Below are 18,654 nucleotides of genomic sequence, written 5' to 3'. Positions count from 1 at the left end.
TAGACGATGAAAAACTTACAAGGTATTGCCGCTTCAAATGGTGTTGCCATTTCTAAAGCTTATACACTTGAAGCACCTGATCTTTCTTTTGAGACAGAGAAAGTTAAGGATGTTGAGCTAGAAATACAACGCCTAAAAGACGCCCTAGATATTTCAAAAACAGAACTCGAAGAAGTTAAAGAGCATGCCCGTCAATCACTTGGGGATGAACATGCTGAAATTTTCTCAGCTCATTTACTTGTCCTTAGTGATCCAGAGTTAATCACAGCAGTAGAGGATAAAATAAAAAATGAAAACGTTAATGCAGAAGCAGCACTAGATGAAATTAGCCAAATGTTCATCACGATGTTTGACCAAATGGACAATGCCTACATGCGCGAACGTGCTGCTGACATTAAAGATGTAACCAAGCGAGTGATGGCTCATCTATTAGATGTTTCCTTTCCAGATCCTGCTTTAATTAATGAAGAAGTCGTTATCATTGCAGAAGATTTAACACCTTCCGATACGGCACAACTTAATAAGCAATTTGTTAAAGGCTTTACCACAAACATCGGTGGACGTACATCACACTCAGCCATTATGGCTCGTTCTTTAGAAATTCCAGCTGTCGTTGGAACAAAAACTATCACCAAAGATATCAAAGATGGTGATACTATCATTGTCGACGGTATGGATGGCGAAGTTATTATTAACCCTTCTGAAGATGTATTAGAGAAGTATCAAAGTAAACAAGCTGAATTTGCTAAGCAAAAAGAAGTTTGGGCCCAACTTAAAGATGAGCCGACCGTTTCCAAAGACGGTCAGCACGTTGAATTAGGTGCAAACATCGGTACACCTAATGACGTAGAAGGTGCACTTAATAACGGTGGAGAAGCTGTTGGTCTTTATCGTACTGAATTTCTTTACATGGGCAACAGTGATTTCCCAACTGAAGATGAGCAATTTGAGGCTTATAAATCTGTCCTTGAACAAATGAAAGACAAGCCTGTTGTTGTGCGTACATTAGATATCGGTGGCGACAAGGAATTAAGTTACCTTGATCTCCCAGAAGAAATGAATCCATTTTTAGGGGTACGAGCTATCCGTCTATGCTTGGAACGTAAAGATATCTTCCGTACTCAGCTTCGTGCTTTATTACGCGCAAGTACTTACGGCAATCTAAAAATTATGTTCCCAATGATTGCAACATTAAAAGAATTCCGTGAAGCAAAAGGATTATTACTTGAAGAAAAAGAAAACTTAAAAGGCGAAGGTATCCAAGTATCAGATGAGATCGAAATTGGTATCATGGTGGAAATTCCTTCTACTGCCGTGATCGCACGTCAATTTGCTAAAGAAGTTGATTTCTTCAGTATTGGAACCAACGATTTAATCCAATACACAATGGCTGCTGATCGGATGAACGAAAGTGTTTCTTATCTCTATCAACCTTATCATCCAGCGATTCTCACTTTGGTCAACAATGTGATTGAAGCTGCTCATGCAGAAGGCAAATGGGCAGGTATGTGTGGTGAGATGGCAGGCGATTCAATTGCCATTCCTATCTTACTTGGATTTGGTTTAGATGAATTTAGTATGAGTGCAACATCCATTTTACCTGCACGAACACAAATTAGAGATCTATCTAAAGAAGAAATGGCTTCTTACAAAGAACAATTATTAAGCATGTCAACAGCTGAAGAAGTTGAAGCCTTTATTCGTGAAAAAACGAACCAATAAAAATCGAGTAGAGGGAAAAGCTAAATAACTTTTCACCCCTCTCACACCACCGTACGTACGGTTCCGTATACGGCGGTTCAATAGTTTGAGTGTACGAACTGGTATTGAAGAGCGATATCTTTATATCCTCTCCCTGCCAGTTCTTTGTCTGTCAATGAACGATGGAGTACATAGCTACCTGATATAATCCAGTAACCTTTTCTTGTATTCGACCATTCATAAGCTTTCCGTTTATCGATACCTAAATGAATTAGATTCTTTCGTTTCGTACGTGGGTTTTTCCATTGTTTCCAGATGTATTGTCTAATTCTTCGCTTCAACCACCCATTCAGATTCTTCATAAATCCTTTCATTTCTCCTATGCCATAGTAGTTTATCCACCCTGTCATAAGTTGCTGGATTTCTTTTAAAATCCTATCGATACTTCTTCCACGATTACGCTTAGTGATTCGTTTGAGTTTCTGTTTAACGGTCGCTTTTGCTTTATAATGTGGACGGATTTGAACACCTTTCTTTGTGACGAGGAGACAGAAGCCTAGAAACTTTCGTTTCAAGGGGCTACCCACCGCACTCTTTTCCTGATTCACGGTAAGACTTAAATCTCTCTCAAGGAATTTCGTAATACTTTCCATGACCCGCTGACCTGCTCTTTTGCTTTTCACGTAGATGTTACAATCATCTGCGTAACGCACGAATCGGCGTCCTCGTTTTTCCAGTAATTGGTCTAACTCGTTTAAGTAAATATTACTGAGTAACGGAGATAGGTTTCCTCCTTGAGGCGTTCCTTCCTCTGATTTTTCAAAAATGCCGTCAATCATGATTCCACTTAATAAGTATTGTCTTATCAAGCGTAGGACTCGTTTATCCGCTATCCGTTTTTCCACAAAGTACATGAGTTTGTCATGATTGACTGTATCGAAGTAGGCTTTCATATCCAAGTCCACCACATATTTGTACCCTTGTTCGTAGTACGATTTTGCCCGTATGATGGCTTGATGTGCACTACGTTTTGGACGAAACCCAAAACTATTATCGGAGAACGTCGGTTCAAATATGGGTTGTAATACTTGGTTTATTGCTTGTTGAAGCATTCGGTCCATAACGGTAGGGATTCCAAGTTTTCTTATGCCGCCGTCTTGTTTTGGAATGTCAACCCGTAATACGGGTTGAGGTTTATACTTTCCAAGATACAATTGCGTTAATAGTTCTTCCCTGTGTTCCTTCAAGTATGGAAGCAGTTGGTCATATGTCATACCATCCACTCCGGCTGCACCCTTATTTCTGACCACTTGAAGGTAAGCTTGATTCAGATTGTCCCTTGAAAGGATTCTTTCAAACAGATTGGATACACCATCTTGATTGTTCTTTTCACCATGAAAGGCACTATGCGCTTCGACATACCCTTCAGGTTCCACCTTATCTCTCTGCCAATAGCCAGATTCTCCTGTTTTCTGCAGTTCTCGCACCTTTCACACCTCCTAGACTTTTCAAAATTACTATTGTTCGGTCCTTCATGTTTTGGTCCTTTCACACTACTACGACCTCTGCTGATTTCTTGTGATTCACCAAGATGTCACCACCTTAGTTGTGTCGGCTCGTTATCACTCAACTCACACGTCACCCTCACAAGACCTCCCCCGGTAAGAGTGAGAACTTTCCTCCCATATAACTGCTAGATTTACTGTATAGGTTTCGGGCAGTATTGGACTTTGTCTTGTTATGCAGACTTATCCGACCTAATTCAGCCTTCTATCTAATTTCTGTTCGTCAGTCCAGGAGTTTGCGTCTGACTTCCTTCAGCCACTACCTCACGATAGCCACCTTGTCTTTCGCTAACAGTTCCTACTGCCAAGCCTGTAGTGGACTTTCACCACCAAGTTCTCACCCATGCAGGGCGCACCTAAAAAGCCCTTAGTCACTGTTAAGTTGACTACGGGCTTTTAAATTTAAAGGGACTGACTTCTAGATCAGCTAAACTTGAATGACGATTAAAGTTACTATTTCTTCAAATATGCTATGATTGCTAGCTCCCTTGAAATCACACCTTATTTTTCGTCTAAATCAAGATCAAGATATTTTTTTATATTGTGATAAGCAATATTTTCAACTATTTGACCAACCCATTTCAGTTCAGCTGGATATTCGCCATTTTCGATCCAACGTCCAAGTATGTTACATAGAATGCGGCGGAAATATTCGTGTCGTGTATAAGAAAGAATACTTCGAGAATCTGTTAGCATACCAACAAAGGTTGACAGGACACCGACATTGGCTAAGGTTTGGATTTGACTTTCTATCCCTTCACGATGATCATTAAACCACCATGCTGTACCAAATTGAATTTTCCCTGGAAAGTCCTTTTGAAAATTACCAGCCATCGTTGCTAACATATAATTATCATTGGGATTTAAATTATATAAAATCGTTTTGGGCAATTTATTATCCAATTCCAATTTCGACATTAATTTTGCTAAATCATTAGCATAACGGAAATCATTTATGGAATCAAAACCGCTATTTATGCCGACCTGCTCCACCATGTATTCATTCACATGACGTAGTCCGCCGATATGAAACTGCATGGCCCATCCCTTTTCTGCATAAAGTTTCCCTAAAAACAGCAGTATAGCCGTACGGAATTGTACAATCTCCTGCTCAGTTAGCGCTTGATTTTCAATGCGTTTGTTAAAAATGGACACGCATGTTTGTTCACTAACCTCCTCATAGAAAGATGAGTCCAAGCCGTGATCAGAAAGACGGCATCCGACTTGGTCAAAGAAATCTACTCTTTGCTTAAGAGCATTAAGGAAATCATGATAAGTTGTTATCGCTTGTCCAACTGATTTTTCTAATTTACCTAACCAGTCAGTGAAATGAGCACTGCCTATATCCAGAGCTTTATCCGGTCGAAAGGTCGGCAGAACTTTGACATCAAAACTTGGATCAGCTTTAAGTTGTTCATGGTAGTAAAGCGTATCCGTTGGATCATCAGTCGTACACAATACTTTAACATTAAATTTATCAATAACAGCACGAGTAGAAAGTTGACCTTTCTGTAATTGCTCATTACACTGTTCCCATATTTGCTCTGCAGTGCTTGGCGATAAAGGGACGTCAATGGCAAAACATCGCTGCAATTCAAGGTGTGTCCAATGATAAAGTGGATTACCTAATAAGTGGGGTATTGTTTCTGCCCATTTTAAAAATTTTTCCTTTTCACTTTTCTGACCCGTAATATATGATTCTGCAACGCCATTACTGCGCAAAACTCGCCATTTATAATGATCTTCACCTAACCACATTTCAGTTATCGATGAGAAATTTCGATCCTTAGCAATTTCCTCGGCCGTTAAATGACAGTGATAATCAAAAATTGGCATATCCTTAGCATATTCATGGTAAAGCCTTTTGGCAGTTTCACTTTCTAATAAAAAATCTTCTGTTAAAAATTTTTGCAACTGGATCATCCTTTATATTTGATTAATAAATCGCATCATAACATTCTATTCTAGTTATGAGTTCTGATTAAATGAATCCCATAATCCCCATAGATACATAATACCAAGAGCCCTATCGTAAAAGCCATAGCCAGGGCGGGCGTTTTCATCCCAAATTTGTCTACCATGATCCGGCCGAGCATAACCACAAAAACCAACTTCAGATAATACTTTAACAATGTCATTCATATAAAGACTTCCATCTTTCGTTCTGTGTGATGTTTCAAGTATATCTCCATTCTCGTATATTTTTTGATTGCGAAGATGGACGAAGTGAATTCGATCAGCAAATTTTCTAATCATTTCTGTTAATCGATTCTCTGGATTAATCCCTAATGAACCCGTGCAAAAAGTGATGCCATTATACTTACTATCGATTAAATCGGTTAAACGTTCCAGATCTTGACCATTTTTTATAATTCGCGGCAATCCAAATACCGAATAGGGTGGATCGTCAGGGTGAATAGCTAATTTGACATCATATTGCTCAGCAACAGGAATGACTTGTTCTAAAAAATAGTGTAAATTGTTCCATAGACTTTCTTCCGTAACATCTTCATATAACTTAAATAGTTTTGCTAAGTCTTTTAATCGGCCCGGTTCCCAGCCCGGCATAGAGTAACTGTTATCATGAAAAATTGTTTTAACAAGTGTCATCGGATCAACATTTTCAATCTGACTTTTTTCCAAAAACATTGAAGTTGCTCCATCATCATTCATTTTGTGTAAATCAGTTCGTACCCAATCGAATACCGGCATAAAATTATAACAAATCACTTTTACACCATAATTCGCTAGATTTTTAATCGTTGTTTTATAATTGTCTATATATTTTTGCCGTGTTGGTAAGCCCAATTTTATATCTTCATGAATATTTACACTTTCAACGACATCAATATTCAAGTCGTATTCTTCTGCTTGCTTTTTTACTTCAGCAATGCGTTCCTCTGGCCAAACCTCACCAGCTGGTAAGTCATGAAGTGCCCAAACAACCCCTTCTACTCCCGGAACTTGTTTCATATGGGCTAATGGGACAGGATCATTCCCTTTACCAAACCACCTAAGCATCATTCGCATTTTTCTTCCCCCAAGTTATTTATTATTAAGTACCAAGTTGATAGACACACTTTGCCTCATTTAGTGCTAAAAAAACCGAAATCACAGTGGTATTATGTTTTGCTCATAGACTACCATGTTCCCTTGTAATGATGAGGAAACATGGTAGTCTATCCATCGTCATAAAATACTCTCAACTAACGTTGCATCAATCGTCATTTCAGTAAATGAACTATCACCATGAACAACCATCGGACAATTTTTATAACTAGATCACCTGGCACTTGACAGCAAATAGCGATACATTCATCCTTTTCGTTTTATTCTAAAAGGGAATAAAACATCGATAGCTCTCTTAAACCCCTGAATAGGCCATAAAGCCACCATCAATCGGTATACTTATTCCTGTTACAAAACCACTGTAAGTGTCATCCGCTAACCACAGAAGCGCACCATAAAGATCTTCAGGTTTACCTAGTTTTTCCATAGGTGTTTGTGATAAGATCTTTAACGTCCTTTCTGTATATGAACCATCTTCATTGGTCAAAAGAGCTCGGTTTTGTTCCGTCAAGAAAAAGCCAGGTGCAAGTGCATTAACTCTGATCCCTGTTTTTCCAAAATGAACGGCCATCCATTGGGTAAAGTTGTCGATCCCAGCTTTAGCCGCACTATAGGCGGGGACTTTAGTCATTGGAGAGGGTGCACTCATTGATGACATGTTAATAATGGACCCTTTAGTTTTCAATAATTCTTCTGTGAAGATTTGTGATGGCAAGAGGGTTCCCATTAAATTGAGATTAAAGACATGATTAAACCCATCATGGGTTAAATCAAAAAAACTACGTATTTCAGGGTCAGCTATATCTTGTTCATGATAGACCTCATTTGTAGTCGTTCCTTCTGGGTGGTTACCACCCGCCCCATTAATTAGCAGATCGACCCGACCGAACACCTCCACTACCTCATCTCTGGCTTGTTCAACAATGTCTTTTTTGGTCACATCACAAAATACTGAGATTGCTTCTCCACCCTTTTTATTAATATCCTCTGCCGTTCTGTCGCCAAATTCTTTTGGATAATTCAAAATGGCAATTTTCATCCCATGATTAGCTAATTCACGAGCCATTGAACCGCAGAGCACACCGCCACCCCCAGTAATTACAGCTACCTTGTTTTTTAAATGATTGTGTATCGGTTTCATTCTTTTTCCTCCCGTCTTATGTTCAAGCACTATTTTATGGTCTGCTATTCCTTACTCAATCAAATCAGATTAAAGCAAATTTTAAAAACCTGCACAGTGCAGGTTTTTTTATGTGCATTGTTTGATTTCTACATTAAAAGTCATATTTTTTTCATCCAATTTTTCGAAATCGATCAGTTAATTTCAAGATTTCTTCATTTAATCTCAATAAAATCATATTTAGTTTGCTATCTTAAACTGTTCATATTAGCTATTCATGACTAACACTCTAATATACCGACTATATTAACCTTTGACCGCTCCAGAGGCCATTCCTTTAACCACTTGTTCTTGGAATAAGATATACACAATTAAGATTGGAATTATGGAAACAATAATCCCTGACGATATTAAACCATATTGACTAATATATTCTGTTTGGAAATTGGCCAAGCCTAATGGTAAAGTTGCATTGGCATCAGAAGATATTAATACTGTCGCAAAGACGTACTCATTCCATGTTGATAAAAATATTAAAATTCCTGAAGTAGCAAGCATAGGTCTACTCAATGGTAAGATGATCTTTGAAAAAATCTGCCAAGTATTACAACCATCCATTATTGCCGCTTCTTCCATTTCACCTGCAATACCTTTCATGTAACTGACCAGTAAAAATACCGTTTTCGGTAAGTTTAGTGCAGTATAGACGATAATAATGCCAAATAATGAATCCCTTAGCCCCAATTCATGCATTCTAAAAAACATTGGAAAAATCAAGGACTGTAAGGGAATAGTAATACCGATCACAAATAAAAGATAAAGAAATTGTCGCCCTCTAAATTGAAAACGCGATAATACATAAGACATTGTCGTCCCTAATATAAGGCAAATTACAATGGTCACTATTGTTACGATAAAACTATTCCATAAATACAACGCCATATTACCGTCTGTTAATACGGTAGTATAATTTTCAAAGCTAAATGATTTTGGAAGACCAAATGGACTTTGAAAGATTTCAGTATTGTCTTTGAATGAGGTCATAATTATCCATGCAAACAAACCAAAATTGATTAAGAAAAATCCCCAAACAAAAATGTATTTTAAAATTTTTGGCAGTGAACGTACAATTGAACTTGTTTCGTTCTTTGCTTCTATTTGTTGAGCCATCTTATAATCTCCCTTAATTTTTTATTCATCGGTTTTGAAAAGCTTGTTAATAATAAATGAAATAACAACCACAATAACCATCATCGCAACAGCAATTGCATTTCCGTACCCGAAGTTGTTTTCCGCAAAACCTTGACTATACATGTATGAGCCAGATACTTCCGTTAAGTGTACCGGACCACCACCAGTTAAAAGTAAAACATAATCAAATTGTTTAAATGCATATGTGATTGCTAAAATCAAACACATAGATAATACGGGTTTCATGGATGGTAAAATGATATGAATAATCTTTTGCACTGCATTAACACCATCAACTTCTCCCGCCTCAATTAACTCTTCGGGAATTGATTGTAATCCAGAATACAAAATGATCATCATCAATCCGATAAATTGCCATACAAACGGTAATGCAACTGCTGTTACTGCAGTTGATGGATCAGCTAACCAATCCGTTGTTAAATTGCCGAGTCCTATCATATTTAATAGTGTATTTAGAATCCCGAACTGAGGATTGTAAATAAAAGTGAAAGCCAATGAAATAGCAACACTTGATGTCACAACCGGAATAAAGTAAACAGTTCGCAGTAAACGGAATCCTTTCACTTTTTGATAAAGAAAATAGGCAAGAAAAAAAGCAATTGGAATTTGAACAAGTAAAACAAGAAGTACCCAATACATTGAGTTAAATAACGCCGAATAAAATACAGGGTCTTGGAATAATTGAATATAATTGTTTATTCCGTTATAAATCTGTTCTGAAAGCCCATCCCATTCAAAAAAGCTAACGATAAAAGTGTTTGCTAGAGGGCTTATAAAGAAATAAAAGTAGAATAATAAAGTGGGAATTGCAAAAAACACCAGCGTCCACCGTTTTTTTTGTACCATCTTGCTTCCTCCTCTGTGCACATTGAGGTTAGGAAGTCCAACTTGCCACTTCCTAACCTATCAATCATAGACCTACTCAGCGAATTGCATATTTGGATATTCTTCGATAAGCGCATTCATTTCTTCAACATACTGTTCAGGTGTTATATCACCTAATAATAAGGAATCTGTAAAATTCCAGTAATCATTTTCGACCTCTGATGCGAATAGCTCCTCATCATATGATGGAATTACATTATCGGCCATTTCGAGATCATTTAATGTTCCAGCTAGCATTTTACTAATTTTAGATTCATCATAATCAGCTTCTATTGCCGGTATACTACCAACTTCTTCTATAATTTCAGTTCCAACCTCTGCACCTGCAATCCACTTCATTAGCTCCCATGCCTTCTCACGCTTCTCTGGATCTTGATATGCATCATCACTCATATAAATAAATGTTCCATTTCCAGAAATGGTTGTTCGTACTGAATCATCATCGCCTAATGGAAATGGGACGACTTCATATTTTTCTGCTTGTTCACTATCTAGATTACCCAGTGCCCAATTTTGCACATAGAGCATTGGTGCTTGTTCAGCATTGAAAATTTCAACAGCTTGCCCTGTTTCTAAATTTAAATAACCATCTGGGTAAGCCCCCGCCGAAGCTAATTCCTGAACTTTTTCTGCAGCACTCTCTAACTCATCGGCAAATGGAGTCTCAGCTGTCGCATGATCAATCATCTCGTCAGATGTTTTTTTCTGTGAAAAAAGATTTAGCAGCATATACCGAGCACTGTGATTGTTTGCTGCAAACGGACTTAAGCCATTTTCTTCAAAAGTAATAACGGCATCAAGCAATTCGTCATAGTTAGTTGGGATTTCAACGTCATATTCCTCAAACAATTCCGTATTTACTACGAATGCATAAGTATAACCTAAAAATGGTAAGCCATATATTCCATCTTGGTAAGTAACGGCATCAAAAGAACCCTCACGAAACAGTTCTTCAAATTCAGGTTCGGATTCGATGAGTTCTGAAATGTCTGGAATATCACCATTGGTAATATAATCCTCAACTCTCCTCATTCCCCAGTGAGTAAATACATCTGGGGCATCATCAGCTGATGTTTGTACACGTAACACTTGTTCAATATCGTTTCCACCAGCTGTTTCAATGCTTAATTCAACATCATCATGTTCTTCAACAAACTGGTCAAAAGCCGGTTCAATAACCGCAGCTTCCGGTTGCTGACCTGTAAAGCTGTGCAGCACACTCAAGGTCGTCACATCATTTGCAACTTCATTTGAGTCATTCCCATTTTCATCACCGTTTTCTTCTTCATTAGCCCCTTGCTGGCAACCAACTATAACTAACGAAAATACAATCAATATGGTAAATATCCATTTTTTATTTTTCATTATCTTACCTCCAAATAATCTTCTTAAAAGCGCTTACTACATAAAAATGCTTACTTCAACTTATCTGCTTGTTTGAGTCATTAACCATTTAGAATCATAACGCTTACATTAAGCTGATAAATAGCTCGTTAAAGACACCTCCTCTATTTCCAATAACCGAAAAAGTAAATCGGTTGTTCTTTTTAGTTTTTTAGTATAACTAGTATACTAGTTATTATATATAATCCTCTTTTCTATTTCAATAGATTTCAATATTTTTTTATATCTTCTAAATCTATTGTATTTGGTAGTTACTGCCGATACACAGCGGCGCTAATACAATTGGCAGCTATTATTTAAAGGAAATCTCATTTTCTAAAGATTAGAAATATTATTTAAAAGACCCATCGAGGAAAATAAAATCTTCTTCCGATGGGTCTTTTTAATGATGAGTATCACTCACTCTTTGTTAATAAATCATCCGGTTATGCTGATCATCAATACCTGATTTACGAAAGAAATACGTATTGACTTGATCGCGCCATTCTATTGCATTCTCTAATTGGAGCTGTAATCGTTCTTGCACATTAGCAAAAATGACTTGATCCATTTTGCCTTCAAGTTGAGCCCATTTATCAATAAACTCTTTCACCTCTTCGACTCCTTGGAAATGAGTATCGTAGATATGCTGAATAACAGTTTTCCCTGATTGAAGAACATGTGAATATGGAACATGATGGAAAAACAACAATAGATCATCTGGACATTTATTTAAATCATTGTAAATCTCAGCATTTGGTGAGAAATATTGGCCAGCATAACCGGTTCCTGTTTCAATTGTTCGATCAACACCAATACCATCACGATCCGCAAAATGATAAGTTCCCCATTTTGAATATTCATAACCATCTACGTTTGGACCATAATGATGATTCGGATTAACCATCCAGCCAATTCCGAGGGGAGATGTATAGTTCTCGTAAGCAGGCCAAGATTTTAATAAAATTTCCTCAATTATATCAATAACATCTGACTCATGACCAAAAGTTAAGTTCAACCATTCGCACGTAATTTCTTCAGTGCTTAAAGTAGGATCCCAAGTTAAGCGACCATATCCATATAAGTTAGCTTGAGCTAATGCATGCCCAGTCCAATTAGGGTTGTCTCCAATATTAGATACTGCTGCTATACCGCCAAGCTTATTACCGAACGTATAACCATTTGCAATATCTTTAATTTCCGTCCCTTCACCTTCAGCATGTGTGTCAAATTTTAAAATTTCTTTCCATTGTGGAATTAAATAGCATAAATCAATCTGTTGACCTGTATATTCTTGAGTGATCTGCAATTCCAGCATATAATTTGTTTTCTGTAAGGCACCAATTAATGGAGAAATGGGCTCACGAACCTGAAAATCCATTGGGCCATTTTTTATTTGTAAAATAACATTATCCATAAATTTACCATCGATTGGCTTAAAATGATCATAAGCAGCTCGAGCACGATCTGTGTTCCGGTCACGCCAATCTTGCCGGTGATTATAAACAAAACAGCGCCAAACAACAATCCCATTATAAGGTTCTAAAGCTTCAGCCAGCATATTCGCACCATCAGCATGATCACGATTATAACTAAAGGGACCCGGTCTCCCCTCTGAATCAGCTTTAACTACAAAACCACCAAAATTTGGAATGTATTCGTAAATTTCCGTAGCCTTTTCTTTCCACCAATCTTTCACTCGCTGGTCTAAAGGATCAGCCGTATCAAGCACTCCAATCGTAATTGGACTCGCGTAGTTAATACTAAGGAACAATGAAATACCATAAGCATTAAAAATGTCACTCACTCGACGTACTTGTGGTAAGTACTTTGGTGTAATTAAATTTGTTTCAGTATCCCAAACATTAACATTATTAATTGAAATAGCATTGATTCCAACAGATGCGAGTAAACGGGCATAGTCTCTTATTCGTTCTTCTGCTCGGAACTCATTTTCTTGGTAAAAGATTGACTTCCCTGCATATCCTCGCTCAATTGTCCCATCAATATTATCCCATTGATTAATCATACGCAATTGATTTTTTGGTGTTTCAATCGTAGCTAACTGATCAATTGAACGATGCATCTGCAATGAACGAAGCAAATTAAATACTGCATATAAAACACCTTGGTCTAACTGACCAGCTAGAAAAATTTGTTTCTTACCACTCTTATTACGACTAACCTTAATTTCAAAACCATCTTCACCTAAATCCGAAAAAGCTTCATCATAATGAACGCCTATATCTGCAACCGTTCCCAAAACAACCGTAGCTTCTTCAGCTGATTCTGCTATTACCGGTTTATAACCAAGCATTGATTCTACACCGAGTAATAGCTCGCTAACTGCTGAATCAACAATCACTGAACTCGTCACAACATTAATAGCTGTTAACCATTTTTTATAGATAGCATGTAGTCTATCATCAGTAATCTGCTTGTACTGTAGCCAAGCTTGGTAACTTGGTAATTCCTCTGTCTTAACTGTTCTATTTTTACTTTGATCTATCATGTCCCATTTCCTCCTAAAAATTTAGTATGTAAACTTCAAACTCAATCATAATTTAAATTGATGTCAAAATAGAAAAATATAACATTAATTCTTATCTGTTTTCTTTTATTATTTTTATAGACATCTACCTTTCTATGCATCTCTTATGAATAGATTATTTTATTCGTGTATGCACTTGCCTAATAACCTATCACCTACAGACAGAGATGAAAGAAACAAGAAATTCAAAACTTCACAACTACTCTTTTTTGTTTACTAGTATACTAATAAACATAATTATATCGGGTTAACTATTTTTTTTCAACATACTTAACTAAAAAGTCACTTGTCATTTAATCAAGTACAGCCATAAAACAAAACTTCAATCAGTGGAAGCCAGGCCTGCAGGATGTAAGCCTTGCACGATGGGACGAGTAACTGCAAATATCTTCAGTGGGGCAAGTAATCACACTAAAGCAAGCTTCGAAAAAAACTTGGCTTATCAGCAAGTCTTTCTGGCGAAAGCCATCGTTTGACTTAGACGATCACCAATAAAATCTTTTATTTCTTTGATCGTGAAAGAATAAGTGTCTAACTTATTCTGAGCCCCAGTCCCAGGACATGGTGTTTTTGTCGGCTAACTAGTTACACTGCGATAAAACGCTATTGACAGATTGAAAAACGTCAAATAATCAATAACTAATAAACAGGTATGATTATCTGACGTTTAATTAAAAATTATTTTCCAGCATAAAAAAAGCCTACCTATAAAGTAAGCATTATTAAATGGACCGCATTAGCAATGATAACTACTTCTTGAAATAATCGGGGTATTGTTTCTTTAAATCTTCTTTTTCGTAGTTAACTAAATTTAAATGTTTAGCCATTAAATCCTCTGCCTTTTGCTTCTCTTGTTGCTCAATGTATTGGAGTAACTCTTCATGCTGATTAACAACTACTTCCCAATCAAGATTTAAAGCTAAACGAAGTACACGCAAACGATCAAAATGACTATTCATTTGGCGAACCATATTCCATGTTCGTAACTTATTACAGCCTTCAAATAGTAAAAAATGAAATTCTTCATCCAGTTCGAATAAACGTTGATACGATCCTTTTTCCAAACATAATTTTTGCATGGCCATATTGGATTCTAATCTAAATAGTTGTTCGTCATTTAACATGCTACAGGCTTGTTTAATAATAGCTCGTTCGATATTTTCCCTAACAAAGCGTCCTTCCTCAACAAGGTCAAGATCAATTTCAGAGATAATGGTCCCCTTTTGTGGGTAAATTCCAATCAAGTCCTCTTGAGCAAGCATTAAAAAAGCCTCTCTCACAGGTGTACGACTTACATTTAACTCTTTGGCAATCTCTGTTTCAGAGATTTTAGTTTTAGGTTTTAATTCTAAATCTATAATTCTTTTTTTTACTTGATCATAAACAACATCACGAGTTAAGCCATTAGACTTAGGGTTAATTGGTATCATAAAAATTGCATTTTACCCCATTTCTTTTTTGATTATTTTTCTAATAATATCATGTAAAATTAAAAGGTACAAGTTTTCCCATAGCTTGTCAATAACTTATCCAACGACTTCTTGCTTTGTCATTATCAAAAAACTATTTACTAAATCCTTTCATAGAAACAGCTTCAATATTGGGATGGCATAAAGCGAAACTTCAATCAGTGGATGGTTTTCGACGCACAAATCTTTTCGGTGGGACGAGTAACCGCAGTCCCAAATCTTTTCGGTGGAGCGAGTAACCGCAGCACACTTGACAGATTAGCTAAGAATTAAAATGAATGTTCTAAAAATATGCCACATTATAAGGGAAGTTTATTGCATTCATAATGTAAGCGCCGTCTAATATGATTGTAATATAAAGTGGAACTTCGTTCAGTGGAGGTTTTCTTCAACGCATAGGAAGTGCTAGTGCCGACAATACGGCAAATCTTTTCAGTGGGACGAGTAACTGCAAATGTCGTCGGTGAAACGAATAATCACACTAAGTATGGCTACTTTAGTATTTATAATGTTAGAAAAACTTAGCTTATTGACAAGTCTTTCTGACGAATACCATCGTTTGACTTAGATTATCGCCAATAAAATCCTTTATTGCTTTGATAGTGCAAGAATAAGTGTTTTGTTTATTCTGAGTCCCGGCCCCAGGACGTGGTGTTTTTGTCAATCAGCCAGTTACACTGTGATAAAAAGGGAGGTGAAAAAGTCATCACACTATCAGAAAATTATCTTTAAGAGAAGCTCATCTAAGAGGAACTATTTAATCAAAAAGGGTCAAAAGAATGAGTATGTCCCCAAGCATTTGCTTGCTTTAAAAAGTCATCGCCACTAGCGGTGAGAATTTCGAGGAGAGCATACGCTCATTACGAAGCTGCGCCCTCCAGTAATGAATAAAGTAACTAACGATTATTATTTAATTTTCAAGGTACAAGTGGATGCCTAAAATCTATTAATTATTAGGCTTAAACATAATATACAAGGAGGAATTTATCATGAAAAGAGCTCTGATTATTTGTGCGGGTGGCATGTCATCATCTGTCATTGCAAAAAAGACAACAGAAATGTTTCGCGATAATGGTGAAGACATCGAATTAAATGCAACTTCTCAAAGTCAAGGAACTACGGCTATTGCCAAAGATGAATATGACTTATACTTGGTTAGTCCACAAACCAAAATGTACTTTGATAGTTTAGCTAAAGCAGCTAAAAAAACGAATAAACCGATTGTTAGTATCCCACCACAAGCCTATGTTCCCATTCCAATGGGAATTGAAAAGTTAGCAAATCTCGTTAAAGAAAATATTTAACATAATAGAGGTTGATATGCAATGTTGAGTAAACGAGAAACACAAATTCTCAGGCTATTATATGACCATAGATATACTTATTTGACAAGCCAAGAGATTGCTGCAAAATTAGATATTTCCAATAAAACAGCCCGAAAATATCTTCACATGCTAAAAAGTGAATTGGAAAGAGCAAATTTAGCTGATATTACAGCCAAACAAAATTGTGGCTACCAATTAACGATTCAGAAGCAGAAGCCATTTGATCATTTTTATTTAAAGACCATTCAAAGTCAGCCTGTTCTAAAGGATATAACCACCATTCAAGAAGCTAAGGATCGTCAATACTACATTTTAAATCGCTTGTTTTTTGAACAAAGTGAGGTTTATGTAGATCGTATCGCAGCAGAACTATTTGTTTCTCGCTCGACCATTTCTAATGATTTAGTAGAAATTAAGAAACTACTCAAACCTTTTGAAGTGCAATTAAAAAGTAAAAGCAACAAAGGACTGTTTCCCATCGGAAAAGAGAGAAATATCCGTCATTTTATTATGAATTATTTCTTTATGGATCGGTTACAAGATAATTTATATGCCTTTTCGATGTATGCTAGTTTTCTGGAAGGTATCAGTATTGAAGAAATTGTCATTATTGTTTTAGATGAGTGTCGAGAATCACACTTAAAACTTTCGGATTTCATTGTTTACAATCTCGTCTTGCATATCGGATTAGCCATTAAGCGAATGCAATCTGGTTTTGAAATTGAGTTATCATCGCCAATGAATATTGATATAAATTCTCTTGAGTACCAGACAGCGAAAAAAATATTACAACGTATTGAAAATAACATGCAAATTAAATTCCCATCAGAAGAGGCTGACTTTATTGCGATGCACTTACGAAATAAGATTGCCTCAAAAAAAATTTTTCAAAAGACTGATTATAGTGAAGCTGAAATCAAAGAACAACTCTTAACCGTTTTAAATGAAATTGATCAGAGAACTGATTACTATTTAGAACACGATATGATCTTGATTGATGGCTTAATGATGCATTTCACGCCATTGTTGCTTAGATTGCAAAACCAAACGAGTATTGAAAACCCACTCTTAGATGAAATAAAAAGCCATTATCCTGACCTCTTTGACCTAACGATAAACTTTTTTTCAAAAATGCCAGTATTTAAAGCTTACCAAATGACTGATAGCGAATGGGCTTATATCACCATTCATTTAACCGCCGCAGTTGAACGATTTTATAATGAGCAAAAAGCCCGTGTCTTAGTCATCTGTGCGACGGGACTAGGAAGTTCACAAATGCTAAAAAACCGCTTAGAGCGAGAGTTAGGGTCAAAAATTTATATAGAGAAGGTAATCAGTTACTATGAGATTGCTGATCAAGATTTGAGCAAAATAGAGCTAATTATTTCTTCCATCAATGTTCCGCATCTCTCTCTAAATATTCCAATCGTAAATGTAAGCGTTTTCCTAAGTGAAGAAGATATCAAAAAAATTAATCACGAACTTTCTGCTTTTAAAGGAATTAAGCAATTTCAGATAGATAAAAAGCAAACCAATGAAATGATTGCTAAACAAATCTCTTTGATAGAACAATGCTTTAAATCAGAACTATTTATTTATCTTGAGACAGCTTCTACTAAAAAAGCAGTATTAAATGACTTAATTCATCATTTAGAAAATGCTGAAGGAAAAGCCTTAAAAGAAGCTTTTCTAAAGCAATTAAAGCTGAGAGAGTCTTATAGTGCAGTAACATTTTCTGACCATTTAGCCGTTCCCCATCCGATTGAACCCTTGACTAATAAAGCTTATGTCGCCATTGCGATAGCACCAAAAGGAATTAAATGGGACGAGGAGCATCCAAATATACAATTAGTCTTTTTATTGTCACCAGATAAGCTAGGGCAATTTGAGTTAGATCGCGTGAGTGAAATGTTAGTACCGATCATTGACGACGATTGTTTTCGGCGAAAATTGGTAAACAGTACTGCCTTTGACCATTTCGTTGCTGCATTTATTCAGCAAATTGAGCAAAACAATCTGGAAAGTTCGTAAAGGAGTGGAAAAATGGAAGCCGAAAAATTACAAGAAGTAGCCTTCGATATCATATTAAGTAGTGGTGATGCTCGAACCCTTGTCCATGAAGGGTTTAAGAATATGCGACAGGGAGAATATGCAGAAGTTGAAAAAAGTTTAGCGAAAGCTAATGACTTATTGGTCAAAGCTCATAGAGTGCAAACTGGCTTTTTACGAGAATATGCTAATGGAGAAAAGATTGAAATGGAAATTATCATGGTACACGCTCAAGATCATTTAATGACAACAATGACCCTTAAAGAGGTAGCAACTGAGATGTTGGCTTTATATCAGAGCATTTCTGACAAGTAAAGAGAAAGGA

Annotated in this window: 13 protein-coding genes; 4 read left to right on the top strand and 9 right to left on the bottom strand. The window is 36.5% G+C overall.

From position 1 onward, the window contains the following. The first annotated feature begins 6 nt into the window (after positions 1-6). Positions 7-1,722: a phosphoenolpyruvate--protein phosphotransferase gene (gene ptsP, locus ACS127_RS09870; protein WP_440894874.1), complete on the top strand. Its 1,716-nt coding sequence runs from the start codon at positions 7-9 to the stop codon at positions 1,720-1,722. 77 nt (positions 1,723-1,799) lie between these two features. On the opposite strand, the gene ltrA is transcribed toward ptsP, so the two are convergent. The 9 genes from ltrA to ACS127_RS09825 all read right to left on the bottom strand — a co-directional run bounded on the left by ltrA (position 1,800) and on the right by ACS127_RS09825 (position 14,916). Then, positions 1,800-3,188 carry a group II intron reverse transcriptase/maturase gene (gene ltrA / locus ACS127_RS09865; protein WP_440894873.1) on the bottom strand — a complete coding sequence of 463 codons (1,389 nt, stop codon included), beginning with the start codon at positions 3,186-3,188 and terminating at the stop codon, positions 1,800-1,802. A gap of 579 nt (positions 3,189-3,767) precedes the next feature. After that, positions 3,768-5,180, bottom strand: a complete 1,413-nt coding sequence (gene uxaC / locus ACS127_RS09860) for a glucuronate isomerase (RefSeq protein WP_440894872.1) — start codon at positions 5,178-5,180, stop codon at positions 3,768-3,770. Between the two features lie 54 nt (positions 5,181-5,234). Continuing rightward, positions 5,235-6,296: a mannonate dehydratase gene (gene uxuA / locus ACS127_RS09855; protein ID WP_440894871.1), complete on the bottom strand. Its 1,062-nt coding sequence runs from the start codon at positions 6,294-6,296 to the stop codon at positions 5,235-5,237. A gap of 334 nt (positions 6,297-6,630) precedes the next feature. Then, positions 6,631-7,476, bottom strand: a complete 846-nt coding sequence (locus ACS127_RS09850; RefSeq protein ID WP_440894870.1) for an SDR family oxidoreductase — start codon at positions 7,474-7,476, stop codon at positions 6,631-6,633. A 285-nt stretch (positions 7,477-7,761) separates the two neighbouring features. Further along, positions 7,762-8,625, bottom strand: coding sequence for a carbohydrate ABC transporter permease (locus tag ACS127_RS09845; RefSeq protein ID WP_440894869.1), 864 nt, complete (start codon positions 8,623-8,625; stop codon positions 7,762-7,764). A gap of 21 nt (positions 8,626-8,646) precedes the next feature. Continuing rightward, positions 8,647-9,513: a carbohydrate ABC transporter permease gene (locus ACS127_RS09840; protein ID WP_440894868.1), complete on the bottom strand. Its 867-nt coding sequence runs from the start codon at positions 9,511-9,513 to the stop codon at positions 8,647-8,649. Positions 9,514-9,585: 72 nt separating this feature from the next. Then, the gene (locus ACS127_RS09835; RefSeq protein ID WP_440894867.1) at positions 9,586-10,917 is read right to left on the bottom strand and encodes an ABC transporter substrate-binding protein; all 1,332 of its coding nucleotides are present in this window, start codon (positions 10,915-10,917) and stop codon (positions 9,586-9,588) included. Positions 10,918-11,365: 448 nt separating this feature from the next. Then, positions 11,366-13,447 (bottom strand): alpha-glucuronidase family glycosyl hydrolase, encoded by a 2,082-nt coding sequence (locus ACS127_RS09830; RefSeq protein ID WP_440894866.1) that lies wholly within the window; start codon positions 13,445-13,447, stop codon positions 11,366-11,368. A gap of 788 nt (positions 13,448-14,235) precedes the next feature. Then, complete coding sequence (locus ACS127_RS09825; RefSeq protein WP_440894865.1) at positions 14,236-14,916, bottom strand: GntR family transcriptional regulator; 681 nt, start codon at positions 14,914-14,916, stop codon at positions 14,236-14,238. A 1,028-nt stretch (positions 14,917-15,944) separates the two neighbouring features. On the opposite strand from ACS127_RS09825, the gene ACS127_RS09820 reads away from it, so the two are divergent. From ACS127_RS09820 to ACS127_RS09810, 3 genes are read left to right on the top strand one after another with little or no spacing between them, the layout of a single operon-like run. Next, a complete protein-coding gene (locus ACS127_RS09820) occupies positions 15,945-16,259 on the top strand; it encodes a PTS cellobiose transporter subunit IIB (RefSeq protein ID WP_440894864.1) in 315 nt (104 codons plus the stop codon). Between the two features lie 21 nt (positions 16,260-16,280). Further along, positions 16,281-18,311 carry a BglG family transcription antiterminator gene (locus ACS127_RS09815; protein WP_440894863.1) on the top strand — a complete coding sequence of 677 codons (2,031 nt, stop codon included), beginning with the start codon at positions 16,281-16,283 and terminating at the stop codon, positions 18,309-18,311. Between the two features lie 12 nt (positions 18,312-18,323). Further along, a complete protein-coding gene (locus tag ACS127_RS09810) occupies positions 18,324-18,644 on the top strand; it encodes a PTS cellobiose transporter subunit IIA (protein ID WP_440894862.1) in 321 nt (106 codons plus the stop codon). The last annotated feature ends 10 nt before the right edge of the window (positions 18,645-18,654 follow it).

The organism is Amphibacillus sp. Q70 (assembly GCF_052055485.1).
GTDB lineage: Bacteria > Bacillota > Bacilli > Bacillales > Amphibacillaceae > Amphibacillus.
Note: the sequence above shows the minus strand (reverse complement) of the source record. Positions and strands in the feature narration are given on the sequence as shown.